17 protein-coding genes are annotated in these 16,010 nt (G+C 59.4%); 8 read left to right on the top strand and 9 right to left on the bottom strand.

What is annotated here, in order from left to right:
* Positions 1-45: 45 nt before the first annotated feature.
* Positions 46-672, bottom strand: a complete 627-nt coding sequence (upp, locus tag C4S63_RS10770) for a uracil phosphoribosyltransferase (RefSeq protein WP_103917552.1) — start codon at positions 670-672, stop codon at positions 46-48.
* A 316-nt stretch (positions 673-988) separates the two neighbouring features.
* On the opposite strand from upp, the gene C4S63_RS10765 reads away from it, so the two are divergent.
* Together C4S63_RS10765 and ppa are read left to right on the top strand one after the other, a co-directional pair.
* On the top strand, positions 989-1,354 hold the full coding sequence (locus C4S63_RS10765) for a rhodanese-like domain-containing protein (RefSeq protein ID WP_103917551.1): 366 nt from the start codon (positions 989-991) through the stop codon (positions 1,352-1,354).
* Positions 1,355-1,516: 162 nt separating this feature from the next.
* Complete coding sequence (gene ppa / locus C4S63_RS10760) at positions 1,517-2,047, top strand: inorganic diphosphatase (protein WP_062815937.1); 531 nt, start codon at positions 1,517-1,519, stop codon at positions 2,045-2,047.
* A 209-nt stretch (positions 2,048-2,256) separates the two neighbouring features.
* Here ppa and C4S63_RS10755 read toward each other — a convergent pair whose 3' ends face one another.
* On the bottom strand, positions 2,257-3,285 hold the full coding sequence (locus tag C4S63_RS10755; RefSeq protein WP_103917550.1) for an AraC family transcriptional regulator: 1,029 nt from the start codon (positions 3,283-3,285) through the stop codon (positions 2,257-2,259).
* Between the two features lie 93 nt (positions 3,286-3,378).
* Between C4S63_RS10755 and C4S63_RS10750 the strand changes: the two genes are divergently transcribed.
* Positions 3,379-4,242, top strand: coding sequence for a metal-dependent hydrolase (locus C4S63_RS10750; RefSeq protein WP_062815935.1), 864 nt, complete (start codon positions 3,379-3,381; stop codon positions 4,240-4,242).
* A 164-nt stretch (positions 4,243-4,406) separates the two neighbouring features.
* Here C4S63_RS10750 and C4S63_RS10745 read toward each other — a convergent pair whose 3' ends face one another.
* The 7 genes from C4S63_RS10745 to C4S63_RS10715 are packed head-to-tail and all read right to left on the bottom strand — an operon-like array spanning position 4,407 to position 10,318.
* On the bottom strand, positions 4,407-5,414 hold the full coding sequence (locus tag C4S63_RS10745; RefSeq protein WP_103917549.1) for a DUF2333 family protein: 1,008 nt from the start codon (positions 5,412-5,414) through the stop codon (positions 4,407-4,409).
* Positions 5,415-5,442: 28 nt separating this feature from the next.
* Positions 5,443-6,783 (bottom strand): ATP-binding protein, encoded by a 1,341-nt coding sequence (locus tag C4S63_RS10740; RefSeq protein ID WP_103917548.1) that lies wholly within the window; start codon positions 6,781-6,783, stop codon positions 5,443-5,445.
* Positions 6,780-7,445, bottom strand: coding sequence for a response regulator (locus C4S63_RS10735; RefSeq protein ID WP_103917547.1), 666 nt, complete (start codon positions 7,443-7,445; stop codon positions 6,780-6,782). The genes C4S63_RS10740 and C4S63_RS10735 overlap by 4 nt, the downstream gene beginning before the upstream one ends.
* Positions 7,426-8,346 (bottom strand): FAD:protein FMN transferase, encoded by a 921-nt coding sequence (locus C4S63_RS10730; RefSeq protein WP_234999990.1) that lies wholly within the window; start codon positions 8,344-8,346, stop codon positions 7,426-7,428. Before C4S63_RS10730 ends, C4S63_RS10735 begins: the two co-directional genes overlap by 20 nt.
* A 25-nt stretch (positions 8,347-8,371) precedes the next feature.
* Positions 8,372-9,640, bottom strand: coding sequence for a DUF3570 domain-containing protein (locus C4S63_RS10725; protein WP_234999989.1), 1,269 nt, complete (start codon positions 9,638-9,640; stop codon positions 8,372-8,374).
* Between the two features lie 10 nt (positions 9,641-9,650).
* Positions 9,651-9,878 carry a DUF4266 domain-containing protein gene (locus C4S63_RS10720; RefSeq protein WP_063508527.1) on the bottom strand — a complete coding sequence of 76 codons (228 nt, stop codon included), beginning with the start codon at positions 9,876-9,878 and terminating at the stop codon, positions 9,651-9,653.
* The gene (locus tag C4S63_RS10715; protein ID WP_063508528.1) at positions 9,875-10,318 is read right to left on the bottom strand and encodes a TlpA disulfide reductase family protein; all 444 of its coding nucleotides are present in this window, start codon (positions 10,316-10,318) and stop codon (positions 9,875-9,877) included. The genes C4S63_RS10720 and C4S63_RS10715 overlap by 4 nt, the downstream gene beginning before the upstream one ends.
* Positions 10,319-10,465: 147 nt before the next feature.
* Between C4S63_RS10715 and dsbD the strand changes: the two genes are divergently transcribed.
* The 5 genes from dsbD to prmA all read left to right on the top strand — a co-directional run bounded on the left by dsbD (position 10,466) and on the right by prmA (position 15,902).
* Complete coding sequence (dsbD, locus tag C4S63_RS10710) at positions 10,466-12,337, top strand: protein-disulfide reductase DsbD (RefSeq protein ID WP_103917545.1); 1,872 nt, start codon at positions 10,466-10,468, stop codon at positions 12,335-12,337.
* A gap of 230 nt (positions 12,338-12,567) precedes the next feature.
* Positions 12,568-13,008, top strand: a complete 441-nt coding sequence (gene aroQ, locus C4S63_RS10705; protein WP_062815932.1) for a type II 3-dehydroquinate dehydratase — start codon at positions 12,568-12,570, stop codon at positions 13,006-13,008.
* 3 nt (positions 13,009-13,011) lie between these two features.
* Positions 13,012-13,470 carry an acetyl-CoA carboxylase biotin carboxyl carrier protein gene (accB, locus tag C4S63_RS10700; RefSeq protein WP_103917544.1) on the top strand — a complete coding sequence of 153 codons (459 nt, stop codon included), beginning with the start codon at positions 13,012-13,014 and terminating at the stop codon, positions 13,468-13,470.
* Between the two features lie 12 nt (positions 13,471-13,482).
* Positions 13,483-14,829, top strand: coding sequence for an acetyl-CoA carboxylase biotin carboxylase subunit (gene accC, locus C4S63_RS10695; RefSeq protein ID WP_103917543.1), 1,347 nt, complete (start codon positions 13,483-13,485; stop codon positions 14,827-14,829).
* 188 nt (positions 14,830-15,017) lie between these two features.
* On the top strand, positions 15,018-15,902 hold the full coding sequence (prmA, locus tag C4S63_RS10690; RefSeq protein WP_103917542.1) for a 50S ribosomal protein L11 methyltransferase: 885 nt from the start codon (positions 15,018-15,020) through the stop codon (positions 15,900-15,902).
* Positions 15,903-16,010 lie beyond the last annotated feature (108 nt).

The raw sequence follows: 16,010 nt of genomic DNA, 5'->3' as shown, positions 1-16,010 counted from the left end.
GTAGTGATCCCTGGAGTCTTGCTCGCAAGGCTCCAGCGGGAAGGGCTAGCGAGTCCCGAAGATCTTGTCCCCGGCATCTCCCAGGCCGGGCACGATATAGCCATCGTCGTTGAGCCCCTGATCCACCGAGGCGGTGTAGATGTCCACGTCCGGATGCGCAGCCCGGACCCTCCCAATGCCCTCCGGCGCCGCCACCAGCACCAGGGCACGGATCTGTTGGCAACCCGCCTTTTTCAGCATGTCGATACAGGCCACCAGGGAGCCCCCCGTCGCCAGCATGGGGTCCACCACCAGCGCCAGACGTTCATCAATGTCGTGGGCCAGCTTTTCAAAGTAGGCCACCGGTTCCAGGGTGTCTTCATTGCGATAGACCCCCACGACGCTGACCTTGGCGCTGGGAATCAGCTCCAGCACCCCATCGAGCATGCCGATACCGGCACGAAGGATGGGCACCACCGTCACTTTCTTGCCCTTGATGCGCTGGGCCGGCGCCGGTCCCATCCAGGTGTCCACCTGATAATCCTCCAACTCCAGATCACTGGTGGCCTCGTAGGTCAGCAGGCTACCCACTTCCGCGGTAAGCTGGCGAAAGCTGCGGGTGCTCAGACTCTGCTGACGCAGCAGACCCAGCTTGTGTTTGACCAGAGGGTGAGTGATTTCATGAACAGACATGGCACGCGCTCCTTGGGGCCGGCTGGCAGAATACAGATGGCGGATATTGTGCCGTTTACACGTCAAAAGTCACGGACGTGCACCGGTTGACTGTTCTCCGCAGCCTCGCGGTGGTAGCGTCAGAAATAAATGGAGACCCCGTGAGCAAAAGCCTCGACGCGTTGTCTAAACCAGACGTTCGTGTATGAACGTGCCAGCCGCGCCCGGCAAGTGTTTCCCATCCCACGGCCAAGCCCTCGATTCCCCGGATGGTGAGAGGTGCGGGCAGGCTGTGACAAGAGTTGCAGGAATGGCAAACCCGACAGGAGTCAACGTCATGAAACGTATCAACCTGGTTCTACTTGTAGTGCTCAGTGTCCTTGGCACCCCGTTGTGGGCTGCCGACAGCATCAGCGTCAACGAGCTCAAACAGGCCATGCAGGCCGATCGCGCGCCCATCATCATTGATGTACGAAATGAGGATGAATACCTGGCCGGCCATATTCCCGGCGCCATCATGGTACCGGCCAAACAGATGGACCAGCACCTGGACATGCTCAAGCAATACCGCAAGCAGGAAATCGTGCTGTACTGCGTGTCCGGCCGCCGCGCCAGCGCCGCCGCCACCCTGCTGGAGGACGCAGGTTTCAAGAAAGTCCGCCTGCTGGAAGGCAACTACCCCGGCTGGGAAGCCGCCCAATAACATTGCAAGACGCCCGGGGAGCCCCGCCCCGGGCTCCCTAACTCATTGACCATAAAGCCTTTCTTCTCACCCTCCGGGTTACGCCCTTGCGCCATTAGCCGGAGCCGCCCTGCATTGCTATAATCCGCGCCCACCACCAACCCTGTTTGAGAAGGACAGACCATGGATTTTGCTAAGGTTCCCGCCGGTAAAGAGATTCCGGAAGACATTTACGTGGCCATCGAGATCCCGGCCAATGCTGACCCGATCAAGTACGAGATCGATAAAGACAGCAACGCCGTATTCGTCGACCGTTTCATGGCAACCCCCATGTTCTATCCGGCCAACTACGGCTACATCCCCAACACCCTGTCTGAAGACGGCGACCCGCTGGACGTGCTGGTTGTAACCCCGTACCCGGTGGTTCCCGGTTCCGTGATCCGTTGTCGCCCGGTCGGCATCCTGAACATGACTGACGAAGCGGGCAAAGATGCCAAGCTGGTTGCCGTGCCGCACACCAAGCTGACCAAGATCTACGACAACGTGAAAGACATCAACGATCTGCCCGAGCTGCTGCTGGCTCAGATCAAGCACTTCTTCGAGCACTACAAAGAGCTGGAAGCGGGCAAGTGGGTGAAGGTCGATGGCTGGGACGGCGCCGAAGCCGCCAAGGCCGAGATCCTGAAGTCTGTGGAAGCCTACGAAAAAGCGTAAGGCGAGCTGCAAGCCACAAGCTTCAAGCTGCAACGCGAGATAGTTTCGCGGCAAGCAGAAAGCTAAGAGGCCGCGCCCCTTCAACAGGGCGCGGCCTTTTCTTTTTCAGATGCCTTGATTTCCATGGCAGATCTCCATGCGCGGGCACGGCAGAGCACCCATCTCCAGGCCTTCCCCGCGCCTTGTAGCTTGCAGCTTAAAGCTTACTCCTATCTCTGCTCCCGGTACGCCCGTGGCGTCGCCCCACTCCAGCGCTTGAACGCCTTGGAAAAGTTGGCCACATCGCTGTACCCCAGCGTATAGGCCACCTCGCTGATGCTGTTATCCGGCTTGGCCAGCAGACGTTGTGCCTGCCGATAACGCTCCTCGTCCTGGAGCTGGCGATAGCTGAGTCCGGACTGTTGCAGGTGGCGTTTGAGAGTGCGGGGGGACACCGACAGTTTTTCTGCCATGGTCTCCAGGGAGGGTAACGGCGCGGGACGATCCTGGAGAGCACTGCGGATACGCTCGGCCATGACACCATCCTCCTCGGTACGCCACTGACGGAATTCCAGCTCGCATTGCTCCCGAGCCAGGGCCGCCACCTGGGGATCCGCCAAGCGAGGCCGGGCCGCCAGCGCTGACTGGGGAAAAACCAGGGCATCCTCACCCTGGTCGAACAACACCGGCACCCCCACTTCCTGTTTCAGGGTCGACAGATAGGCAGGCGCCGGCCCCCGGCGGCGAATCTCCAGGCCCTGCGGGGGCGCATCCAGCAACTGCTCGATCATGAACACGAGGCCCACCAGCATGGCTTCGACAACAAAATCATGGGCCACGCCCAGGGTTGCCGTACTGCGTAGCTGCAGATGGGCAAGCTCTCCCTGGCGGGTCTGGTCAATGACCAGAAACGGAGCTCGCAGCCCCAGAAACCGGCACGCGGCATCCAGCGCATCCTGGGCGCTGGCGCTGGACAGGGCCAGTAGACCCACCGGGCCGTGCAGGGTAATGCTCATGGCCCGGGCATAGCGGAATCCCAGCCCCTGCTCTCCCACCATGGCCACCCCCCGCTCGGCCACCGTCTGGGCCAGGGACATGGATACCCGCCGGTCCGGGGCCAGCAGCTCATCGCGGCTCACTCCCAGTCCTGCCAGCAGGGACGGGGCATCCAGCCCCATGCCCGCCAGCACATCATAGAGCAACACCACATAAATACCCGGTATGCCGGCATTTCCCCAGGGACGGCCCGAACTCACCATTTGTTGGCCCTCCACGACAAGACCTTGACTGCAAGACCTCGCATAGTAGATGTCATTGACTGATGTCAGCAATGACATCTTGAGGAGACACCAATGAAGCTACGACTGATCAAAAAACGGAAAACACCGGCTATCAGCATCACCCCTCGTCGCATGGGGTTCACCTTCGAGGGTCTGGAAGACCAGCCCTACTGGTTCGACAATGACCCGGTGCTCACCCATGTGTTGAACGTGATGTCGCTGACCTTCCCGGATGGCGAACGTTTCTTCGTGGATTCCGTTCGCGCCCTGCGCGACCAGGCAAAAGGCCCGGACCGCCAGAAAGACATCTCCGGTTTTATCGGCCAGGAAGCCATGCACTCCCTGGAGCATCAGGCCTTCAATGATCTTATTGCCGACGGCCAATACGACGATATCGTCAATCATGCTCTGGCGGTAACCCGCAAACTGCTGGCCGGCGCCCGCAAGTACATGAGCCAGCAGCAGCAGCTGGCAGCCACGGCCGGTCTGGAGCACATCACCGCGATTCTCGCCGATGCCATTCTGCGTCGCCCGGACCTGGTGGAAAAAATGCATCCCTCGGTGCGCAACCTGTGGGTCTGGCATGCCATTGAGGAAACCGAGCACAAGGCCGTGGCCTACGACCTCTACAAGGACGTGAGCGACAACTATCTGGAGCGGCAGCGCACCTTCCTGTCCGGCTCTGCTTACCTGGTGGGCTTCACCTCCTACTTCACCTGGCAAATGCTCAAACGCGACGGCATCCACCGCCAGCCCCTGACCCTGGCCAAGGGCCTGTGGAAAGGCTTCGGCTACCGTGGCGTCATCAGCAGCGTCATCCCCGCCTGGTTCAGTTACCTGAAACCCGGTTTCCATCCCTGGGAAGACGACAACAGCGCCCTGATCGAAAAATGGCGCGCCAGCCTGCCGCAAGTGAAGGAAAAGAATGCGGCGTAAACATAATTAATAATGAATAATTAATAACGCTGCGGACAGGATTTGTTTTGTCTGAAACGCAAGAGGCCGCGCCCAACCTGTGGGCGCGGCCTCTTTGCTTGGAGTAAAAGCTGACGCAGAGCGCGCAACTATTAATTACTAACTGTTAACTATTAATTGCCTTTTTACCCTTCCTGCAACAGTTTCCGCAGATCCACCAGGGCCGCATTGGCGCGGGTCACATAGTTGGCCATGACCAGGGAATGGTTGGCCAGCATGCCGAAGCCGTCGCCGTTGAGAATCAACGGGCTCCACAGGGTTTCCTGGGTGGCTTCCAGTTCCCGGACCATTTGCCGGAAGCTGACAGTGGCATTCTTTTTACGGAGCACTTCGGCGAAATCCACCTCGGCGGCACGCATCAGCTGCGTCAGGGCCCAGGTCGCTCCACGCGCTTCATAAAATGCATCGTCAATCTTCAACCAGGGCGTTTTCACAAAGTCTTCTTCATTGCCGGGTTTGGCAACGGACTCGGCACTGCCCACATCCATATTCAGCTCACTGCGCCCCACACTCTGGCTCAGTTTCAAACTGAGAGAACCCAGCCGGCTCTGCACTTCGTTGAGCCAGTAGTTGAGGTTATCGGCCCGGGCATAGAAGGTACCGTCCCCTTCGTTGGCATCGGTGAGACGCTCCAGATAACGCTGCAGCGCCTTGATACCCCGGCGATATTCGCTTTCTGTGGCCGGCATGGCCCAGCTTTGCGCGTCAAAATTGAACTGGGGCTCGGCAATGGCCAGATCCCGGTCTTCCTGGCTCTGGGACTGGGAGCGGCTCATGTCACGACGCAGCACCCGGGTGAAATCACGGACTTGAACCAGAACACCGTATTCCCAGGACGGCATATTATCCATCCAAAGACGATGCGGGAGTATGTCATTACTGAGATAACCCCCCGGTTTGGACAGCAAGGTGTCCGCAACGAAAATCAGCTCCCGGGCAATGGTTTCACCGGCAACCGCATTGTCACGGCTGGGCAATTCACGCAGCTCCGGTTCCTGACTCCAGTACCAGCTCAGCAGCACGTCCACCAGCAGTAACAACCCCAGTAGCCAGAGAACGCCCTTCCAGATCCGGTTATGACGGGGGTCGAGCATGGCGTCGCCCATTTTTTCGGTGAATTTCTCGTTACTCATGATCACTCCCAAGATCGACGAACCGCTACTATAGCCCAGGCTTCTGAGTTGCGGCAGGGAGTAACACGATAGCAGCTGCGGGAGTCTGCGCACACCGTTTACGGTAAGTCAGACTACCGCCATAAAGAGAGAGCAGACCATTGACGATGGACAAACCCAGCCCGGCTCCATCGCTATCCGAATGCCCCCGACTGAAACGTTCCCGATAGCGCTGCCATTGCTCTTCGCTCAACCCCTCACCACTATCTGAGATTTCAATAGAGACCTGACGGCCCTGCCGCTCCGCATTCACCTGTATCACGCCAGGCGAGGCATAGCGGCAGGCGTTGTCGATCAGGTTACGCAGCACCAGCTGCAGGGCTTCCTCAGGCATTGCCACCAGAAGGGATTCCTCCAGACACAACACAAGCTGCTGGTTGAAACGGTCCCCCAGGGGCACCAGCGAGGCCAACGTATCCCTTGCCACCCTGAGGATATCTGCACAGGCACCCTGCTCAGGTGGGCCCTGAGCAGGATCAAGCCGCGCCAGCACCAGCAACTGCTCAAGCATTCGCTCAGCGCGCCCTACCGCTTCCTGCAGCCCTTGCAGGGATTCGTCCCGTAGTTGCGGATCCGACAGGGAACGGGCGTTCTCAGCGTGCAATCGCAGCACCATCAGCAGGGTCCTTAACTCATGGGCAGCATCTGCAGTAAACCGCTTTTCACGCTCGATACCAGCGTCCAGGCGTTGCAACAAGGCATTGATCGCCTCTTTCACCGGTTCCAATTCACGTACCTGCTTGCCCCCCGTTAACGGCGTCAGGTTATCCGTGGATCGGCGGCTCACCGAGCGGGCAAGATCCGACAACGGCGACAGACCAAGACGAATCGCCAGCCACACCAGCAACATCACGAAAGGCACACTGATCAAGTACGGGGCGAGCAGAGAACCCGCCACATTTTTCACCATGGAATGGCGGGCATAGTCACTCTCTGCCAGGATCAGCCAGCGATTATTCGAAAGGGGTAACGAATAGGCGTGCCAGCCTTTGATTTCCTCGTAATGGGGCCGCTCATTGAGCGCAACCAGGGGAGATTCGGGAGAGCCTTCACTGGCAGAAACCAGTTTGCCGCTCTGCCATAGCTGGTAGATAAAATAGCGCAGATAGCGGGATTCCTGACTATCCAGCGCAGAAAGGGAGGTCTCCGGTGGGTGACCATCCTGCCAGAAACCCGCCAACAAGTGAGCACTCTGCACCAGTTCGGCATCGTACTGCTCATCCAGTTCATGATAGATCGTGCGATAGGTAAGAATCCCCAGCAGCAGTCCTCCACCGAGGATCACCATCAAGATGGAAGCAACCAGAAAACGACGAATGGAGAAAGTCATTCCTGATCTCCGCTGAGACTGTAGCCAACGCCTCTTACCGTGCGGATAAGACCGCTGCCGAGCTTTTTGCGCAAGTGATGGATATGCACTTCCAGCGCATTGCTCTCCACATCCTCATTCCAGCCATATAGCCCTTGTTCGAGCTGATCACGGGTAAGCACACGGCCACGGTGACGCACCAGTTGCAGCAGCACGCTCATTTCCCGCCGGGATAGATTGACCGGCTCTCCACCACGGGTCACGCTGAAGCGGGCTGCATCAATCGCCAAATCCCCCACCGTCAGTATTTCACTACCTGGTGCTTCCCGACGACGCAGCCGGGCACGAATACGGGCAATCAGCTCCACCGCGGAAAACGGCTTCACCAGATAGTCGTCTGCTCCGCTATCCAGGCCTGTAATGCGGTCATCAAGCGCATCCCGGGCACTGATGATGATCACGGGAATCTGTTTGTCCTGCTGACGCAAGGCACGTAATGCAGCCATGCCATCCAGCCCTGGCAACCCCAAATCAAGCAGCACCAGCTCAAACCCGCCTGCAGCCAACGCAGGCAAGACCAGGTCTCCACGATCAACCAGATCGACGGTATACCCTTCCGCGCGGAGGGCACGCTGCAGGCCATCCGCCAGCAGCGCATCATCTTCAACCAGTAGCAGCCGCATCATCTCCCCATTGAATCCAGTACTGTACACCAGCACCGCGCAGCATGGTTTCCGCATCCCGGCCTTGCAGCAAGGCCAGCGTGGACAATAACCCCGCCTGGGTACATTGCTGCCCAAACACAGTGACTGCACGCGGCGCATCGGCCACAGGCCAACCGCTGCGCGGATCCAGCACATGGCTGTATCGAATACCATTACGCAGCAGATAACGCCGGCTGTCACCACTGGTAGCCAGTGCCCCGGTGGTGAACCGTAACTGGCCGGCCATGGGCCTTGCGGTACCTTCCATACCCACCTGCCAGGGAGATGTGGCAGCACGAGCCACCAGATCACCGCCGAAGTTCACCAGCAGATCGGCATCAGTCAGTTTACCTGCCCGCTGAAAAGCACTGTCCACGGCATATTCCTTGCCGATACCGCCCAGATCCAGCTCCATGCCTTTTTGCAACCGAATACAGCCGGCCTCCCGCTCCACCTTGTCCCAACCCACCAGTGGCAACAGGGCATGCACCTGTTCCGGCTGGGGCACTTGATCAGAACCATCAAACCGCCAGGCGCGACGCAGAACCCCGGAGGTGATGTCAAAGGCGCCAGCACTGAGACGCCAGCACTGGTCAGCAAAATCCAGCAACCTGACCGTCTCCTCGTCGAGCGTCACCCATTGTTGATCACCGGCATTGATTGCCGCGACCAGATTGTCGTCACGATAGCGGGAATACTTGTGTTCAATGCGCCAGGCTTCCGCAGCCACAGACTCCGCCACCTCACGTGCCAGGCTTTCATCAACACCCCTGACCAGACATTCACAGGGGCTGGCCATGGCAACAAAACGGCCCCGCCAAAGGGGGCCGTCCTGCTCCAGGGTAAGGGCCTTGTACATTTCATCTCTGCCCTGCTTCATCCGGGCTCCACCATCGTCAAATCGGTTACCAGTAGAAGGTATAACCGACCTGAGTGATGAGTGCATCCAGTTCCGAGGCATCGCTGTCGCCACTCTGGGTGAAGCTCTCCACCCGCAGGCTCAGCTGCTGGTTGTTGGCCCACTCCTTGCCGACCTTGAACCCATAGGTGGTATCCGTGAGGTTACCCAAACGGTAATCCGCCGAAACTTCGCCCTGGCTGTTCTGCAGTGATGTCAGCTCGGAAGCCGTAATGGATTCCTTATAGAAGTCTGCCTGGCTCTGGTCGTACCAGCGCACATGGGGCTGCAGGTACCAGCCGTTATCGAACTGGAAACGGTACTTCACATCCAGGGTATGGGACGTGATACCCCAGTCATCGGACATGAAACGATAGCCCACCGCCAGCACATCCCGGTTGAAGTGGTAACGGTTCTCCCAGTACAAGGCATTCTTGGTCCGCGAATCCGGTCGCAACTCGAAAACCTGTGCGTCGCCGGCACCAATATCGTTGGCGCCGAAACTTTCCGCTTCCAGCGGATCGCCGTTGGCATCCACCACCGTGACAATCTTGTACGGGTCGGTGTGATACCCATCTGATATGGACAGGTTGTAGTTCAACTGCATGATCCAGCGGCGGTTGATCACCTGCGTCATGCCGATCAGAAAGTCATTGATCGACTTGTCTTCACTGCCATCGGTCTTGTCCTCGTCACTCTGGAAAGTCAGCCCGACCGGCGACCCACCCACCGGGTCAATGGTGTCCGCCTCATGGGCCACCCCAAACGTCAGCGTGGTGTTCTTGTTGTTCAGGTCCCACAACAGACCGGCATTCAGCCCCAGGGAGGTAAAGTCATACTCATTGGAAAAGTTGAGACCGCCGGTCCAGCGCAGGTTGCGGGTGAACGGACGGGTATATTGCATGTTGGCGGCTACCCGGGTGTCCTTGAAGGCATCATCAAGGGGAACCTCATTGGTCACTTGATAGGAACTGTTCCCGGAAGGAGAGGTAAAGGTCTGTGGCTTGTCAGAAGTGATGGCGCCGTTATGAGAGGCCCCGGTAAGTGTATCCAGGGTCAATTTCATTTCCAGTTCACTCTCGTCCTGGAACTGCTTTTTGGCACGAACCACGGGCTCCACTGCCGTCACCCTATCCTGCTCACTGTAATACAGCACGGCAGAATCAAATTGCCACGCATCGGTGCTATCCTGAGCTATGGCTGGTTGCCCCAGCAGGGAACACGTTGCCGCTGCCAGGCCCGCACCAATCTTCTTTCCGTCTAACATTTTTTTCATGGTTCGTCCCTCAGTTGCAGCCGCAGCCGCCGCCGCCAAAACCGCGCCCGCCACTGGACGCTTCCTTGCTGAAATAGATGTGATCATCCAGCGCATCATCGAGACCGTCTGCCGCCCCCGGTGTCATCACCGGCTTGGCCAGCAGATCACGCTCCCACGGTTGCACCCCCAAGTTCTGGCACCCGGCAAGGGCACCCAGGGCCGTCATCACGGCCACAAGACTGATCAGCCTTTTCATTGTTTTGCCTCCAGTAACCGAACGATTTCCTGCTCGTAGTCATCCTTGTGCTTTTCGGAGAAGCCGATATGGCGCGACAGCTCTTCACCATCGGCACCCAACAGGATGGAGCTGGGCATGCCCTGCAGGGCGTAACGGGTGGCCAGCTCGCCGTCCGGGTCGTACACCAGCGGGAAGGTGGCCGGGTATTTGTCCAGGAACAACTGGGCGTCTTCCCGGCTGGGATCCACGTTGACGCCAATCACGGTGAAGCCCTTTTCTCCGTATTTGGCCTGCATATGATTGAGCCAGGGAAAGGAACGCCGACACGGCCCGCACCAGCTGGCCCAGAAGTCCACATAAATGACTTTTGCGTCTGCCTGCAGCTCGGGGGAAAATGGGGGCTGGGCAATGGCCAGCCAGGGAACGGCCAGCAGTACAAGTACCCGTAGAAAGCGCATAAGGTTCTCCTGTTATTGAGACCACAGCTTCCTACGGATGCCTTAAAGCAATCTTAAGGCACCGTTAATAATCCGCCCTGAAACTTATCGGTCATTCCGTCATCGAAACGATGCCGTCTTTTGCTTTTGGGGATTGAGGAGTAACTAATGCAAAAAACCTGGCTACGACTGGGGTTCGCCCTGACACTGCTGCTGGCATGTTCCGCTACCCTGGCGCAGGATTTTTTCGGTGAAGACCGCCTTCCTACCGTAGATGAAGCCATCCAGTTGGTAACCGATGCCGACTGGGACAGCCAGCAACTGCTGCTGGATTTCGAGCTGATCGACGACGTTTATCTGTACCAGCACCGTTTCGGCTTCAGCTTGCGAGACCAGAATGGCAATGTGCTGGAGGATTTCGCCGACTACACCCTCCCCCCCGGCAAGGACAAGACCGACGAAATTTTCGGGGATGTGCAGGTTTACTACGACCGGCTTTCCCTGACCCTGCCGGTCGCCAGCGTACCGCTGGTGGCCACCGAGCTGGAAGTCCGTTACCAGGGCTGTATTGAGGACACCCTGTGCTATCCGCCCACCAAGAAGGTTATCCCGCTGGCCAATCCGGCACCGGCAAAAAAGTCCCCGGCCGCGACCGCGGCCACTCCCGCTGAGTCCCCCAGCACCCGCAATGATGACGGCGGTTTTCTCAGCACCCTGCAATCCGAAGACGCCAACGCCTTCAACCGGTGGATGACCGACCGCTCCCTGGGACTGATCATCGGCCTGTTCTTCGTGGGCGGCCTGCTACTGGCGTTCACGCCCTGCGTCTTCCCCATGGTGCCGATCCTTTCCGGGATCATCGCCGGCGAAAAGGAACCCAGCGCCAGTCGCGGCTTTGTGCTCAGTACCAGCTATGTGCTGGGCATGGCGGTGCCCTATACCCTGGCCGGGCTGCTGGTTGCGGTATTTGGCGCCGGCCTGAATCTTCAGGTCCTGCTGCAACAACCGGCAGCCATCATCACCTCCACGGTGGTCTTCGTGTTACTGGCCCTGTCCATGTTCGGTCTCTACGAGCTGCAACTGCCTGCTTTCTTGCGTAACAAGCTGCACCAGCCCGGCGACAGCCAACGGGGCAATCTGCTTGGTGCCGCCATCATGGGCACCATCTCCGCCCTGGTGGTCTCTCCCTGTGTGACCCCGATTCTGGCCGGAGCACTGATCTATGTGGCCGCCAGCGGCGATGCCCTGACCGGTGCGGCTTCCCTGTTCGCCCTGTCCATGGGCATGGGGGTGCCGCTGATCATTTTCGGTACCGGCGGCGGCAGCCTGCTGCCCCGGGCCGGCATGTGGATGGAAGAAATCAAACGCTTCTTTGGTGTGGTCATGCTGGGCGTCGCCATCTGGCTGCTGGACCGCATCATCAACGGCACCCTTACCCTGGGCCTTTACGGTCTGCTGCTGGCGATCTACGGGGTGCAGCTCGGCGCCCTGGAATCCGCCGGCGAGGGAATGGCCCGACTCAAGCGGGGTATCGCTCTGGTGCTGGCCCTCTATGGTTCGGTAATGATCGTCGGGGCACTCAGCGGTGGCGACGACCCACTGCAACCCCTGGCGCCGATGACACAACCGGCACCGGTGACTGACACCGTCAGCTCTCCCGGCGACCACGGTCCCTGGCAGACCATCCTGGGCCGCGACAATCTCACCACGGCCCTGGCCGATTCCCGCCGGGCCGGCAAGCCGGTGCTGGTGGATTTCTTTGCTGAGTGGTGCGTGGCCTGCAAGGTGCTGGAGGAAACCACCCTCAGCGATCCCCAGGTACTGGCAGCCATGGAAGACTTCGACCTTTATCGGGTGGACATCACCGAGATTAACGCCGACAGCCAGGCCATCATGGAGCAGTACAACATCCTCGGCCTGCCGGCATTGGTGTTCTTTACCCCGGCAGGCACGGAGCTACCGGAATCCCGGGTACTGGGGGAAATGAAACCAGCGAGGTTCCTGGAGCATCTGGACCAACGGGTGATGCCGGGGCTTTGATGCCCCTCCACGACCCCATGCCCTTGCCGTAGGAGCTCCGCCTAACCAAAAATCGTGAAACAGTACCGATTGCACGGCATCTTCCGGCAACTTGTAACGAATGTTGTAAAACCCTTTTTTCTGTCATGATTTCCCCCTAGTATTGCACAAGTGCCAGAAACACCGGGATAACCGGTGCATTTCCTGCACGTTCACGGTAGATAACGACAAATTCCCCAGGGGGACCCGTTTTGGCTTCCATTCTGGTCTTACATGGCCCAAACCTGAATCTGCTCGGCACCCGTGAGCCGGACAAGTACGGCCATGTCACCCTGGCCGATATCAACCAGCAACTGCAGACCCAGGCCAGCGATGCCGGCCACCACTTGCAGCACCTGCAAAGCAACGCGGAATACGAGCTGGTTGAACGGATCCACGATGCCCGCACCGAGGGCATCGACTTCATCATTATCAATCCGGCGGCCTTCACCCATACCAGCGTGGCCCTGCGTGACGCCCTGCTGGCGGTGGACATCCCCTTTATCGAGGTGCACCTCTCCAATGTGCATGCTCGGGAAAGCTTCCGCCATCACTCCTATTTTTCTGATATTGCCCGGGGCGTGATCTGCGGGCTCGGCGCCACCGGCTACACGCTGGCGCTGACCGCCGCCCTTGAACAACTGGATGGTTAATACATGGATATTCGCAAGATCAAGAAACTGATTGAGCTGCTGGAAGAATCCGGCATCGAAGAGCTGGAGATCTGTGAAGGGGAAGAATCCGTGCGCATCAGCCGCGGCTCCCGTCACCCTGCGGCGCCCGCGCACTACTATGCGGCTCCGCAGGCACCTGCACCGGCGCCCGCTCCGGCGCAGGCGCCAGCCGCTGACACTCCCGCACCGGCCGACAACACCCCCAGTGGTCATCTGGTGCGCTCCCCCATGGTTGGCACTTTCTACCGCTCCCCGTCACCGGGTGCGTCTTCCTTTGTGGAGGTGGGCAAGAAGGTCCAGGCCGGCGACGTGCTGTGCATCGTCGAAGCCATGAAGATGATGAACCAGATCGAAGCGGACAAGTCCGGCACCATTGATGCCATCCTTGTGGAAGACGGCGAACCGGTTGAATTCGATCAGCCTCTGTTCTCCATCGTTTAACGGAGGCATCTCATGCTGGAAAAGGTTGTCATTGCCAACCGCGGCGAAATCGCCCTGCGCATCCTGCGTGCCTGCAAGGAGCTGGGCATTCGCACCGTGGCGGTTTATTCCAAGGCTGACCGGGATCTGATGCACGTACGGCTGGCCGACGAAGCGGTCTGCATCGGCCCGGCCTCGTCCACCGAGTCCTACCTGAACATCCCGGCGATTATCAGTGCGGCGGAAGTCACCGACGCCGACGCCATTCACCCGGGTTACGGTTTCCTCGCCGAAAATGCGGATTTTGCCGAAAGCGTGGAACGCTCCGGCTTCACCTTTATCGGCCCCAAGGCGGAGACCATCCGTTTGATGGGCAACAAGGTCGCCGCCATTGAAGCCATGAAGAAAGCCGGTGTTCCCACCGTGCCCGGCTCCGATGGCCCCCTGGGGGACGACGGCGATGCCTCCCTGGCCATGGCCGAGAAGATCGGCTACCCGGTGATCATCAAGGCCGCTGCCGGCGGCGGCGGCCGTGGCATGCGCGTGGTGGAAGACGCCAAGCACCTGCTCAATGCCATCACCCTGACCCGCTCTGAAGCCAAGAATGCCTTCGGTGACGCCACCGTTTACATGGAAAAGTTCCTGCAGAAACCCCGTCACGTGGAAGTCCAGGTCCTGGCGGATGGCGCCGGCCATGCCATCCATCTGGGCGACCGGGACTGTTCCCTGCAACGTCGTCACCAAAAGGTGGTGGAAGAAGCCCCCGCGCCGGGCATTCCCCAACACCTGAAAGATGAAGTGGCCGAGCGTTGCGTCAACGCCTGCAAGGAAATCAATTACCGGGGTGCCGGCACCTTCGAATTCCTGTACGAAAATGAAGGGTTCTACTTCATCGAGATGAATACCCGTGTACAGGTAGAGCACCCGGTGACCGAAATGATCACCGGTGTCGACATCGTCAAGGAGCAACTGCGCATCGCCAGCGACGAAGGCCTGCAGCTGCAACAGTCAGACATCACCTTCCAGGGGCATGCCATCGAGGTCCGTGTTAACGCGGAAGATCCGGTCCGCTTCACCCCCTGCCCCGGCAAGATCACCTATTTCCACGCGCCGGGTGGCAACGGCGTCCGTGTGGACTCCCATATCTACAGCGGCTACACCGTACCCCCCTTCTACGATTCCCTGATCGGCAAGCTGATCACCTGGGGAGAAAATCGCGAAATCGCCTTCGCCCGCATGAAGAATGCGCTGGACGAAATCGTGGTGGAGGGCATCAAGACCAATGTGGAACTGCACCGCAACAAGATCTTCAGGGACAAGGCCTTCATTGCCGGCGGCGTGGATATTCACCACCTCGAGAAAAAGCTGGGACAGGAATAAAAGCAGTTGATAGTGGACAGCTGACAGTTGACAGCGAATAGCTCGCGATCACTGTTCGCTGTTACCATTAGCCTCGGAGGCCGCGCCCGGCACCTGTGCGCGGCCTTCTGCGTTAGAAGCCCAGCACCGCCCACCCCGCGAGCTGTCAACTATCAACTGTTAACTCTCAACTAGAGCGAAGCGAAACCATGGCCTGGCTCCAGCTCCACCTCGCCACCACCGAAGCCCATGCGGATGCCTTTCAATCCGCACTGGAAGACATGGGCGCCTGCGCGGTTACGCTCACCGACGGCGCCGATCAGCCAGTCTTCGAGCCACCGCCCGGTGCTCGCCCCCTGTGGCAGAACACCGTGGTCAGCGCCCTGTTCGATGCGGACCGTGACCCGGCATTGATCCTCGCTGCCCTGCAACAACAGGGGCTGGAGGCCCAGGCCCATCATCACGAGACGCTGGATGATCAGGTCTGGGAACGGGCCTGGATGGATGATTTTGCGCCCATGCGCTTTGGTGAACGGCTGTGGATCGTCCCCAGCTGGAGTGCCTCGCCGGATCCCCAGGCGGTAAATCTGAAACTGGATCCGGGGCTGGCCTTCGGCACCGGCACCCATGAAACCACAGCCCTGTGTCTGGAATGGCTGGACCGGGCCGACCTGACCGGCAAGGCGGTACTGGATTTCGGGTGTGGCTCCGGGGTGCTGGCCATCGCCGCCCTGCTGCTGGGGGCCGGCAATGCCACCGGCACCGACATCGATCCCCAGGCACTGACCGCCAGCGAAGACAACGCCCGCAACAACGGTGTCGCCGACGCACTCCGACTCTACCTGCCGGAAAATCTGCCGGCGGACTATCGCTGCGACGTACTTGTGGCCAACATCCTGGCCGGCCCGCTGGTGGAGCTGGCCGGTCAGCTGGCCAGCTATTGTCGCCCGGGGGGCTCCCTGGCCCTGTCCGGCATTCTGGCCGAACAGGCCGAATCCGTCCGCAACGCCTACGCCCCCTGGTTTGATTTGAATCCCACCACTCAACAGGGCGACTGGGTGCGGATCGACGGAGTACGACGTAAAACTGAGTGACAGGTCCTTGCGGCCTGTCCCGCTTTTTCTGTAAAACATATTTGCGCACACGGCCCTGATTTGTGGCTGCGTCATAGTCTGGTCCGTGCAGCGCCTAGCGTCTCATCA

The organism is Alcanivorax sp. DSM 26293 (genome assembly GCF_900107995.1).
Taxonomy (GTDB): Bacteria; Pseudomonadota; Gammaproteobacteria; order Pseudomonadales; family Alcanivoracaceae; genus Alcanivorax.
The sequence above is the reverse complement of the archived record's forward strand: the minus strand, read 5'-3'. Positions and strand labels throughout refer to the sequence as shown.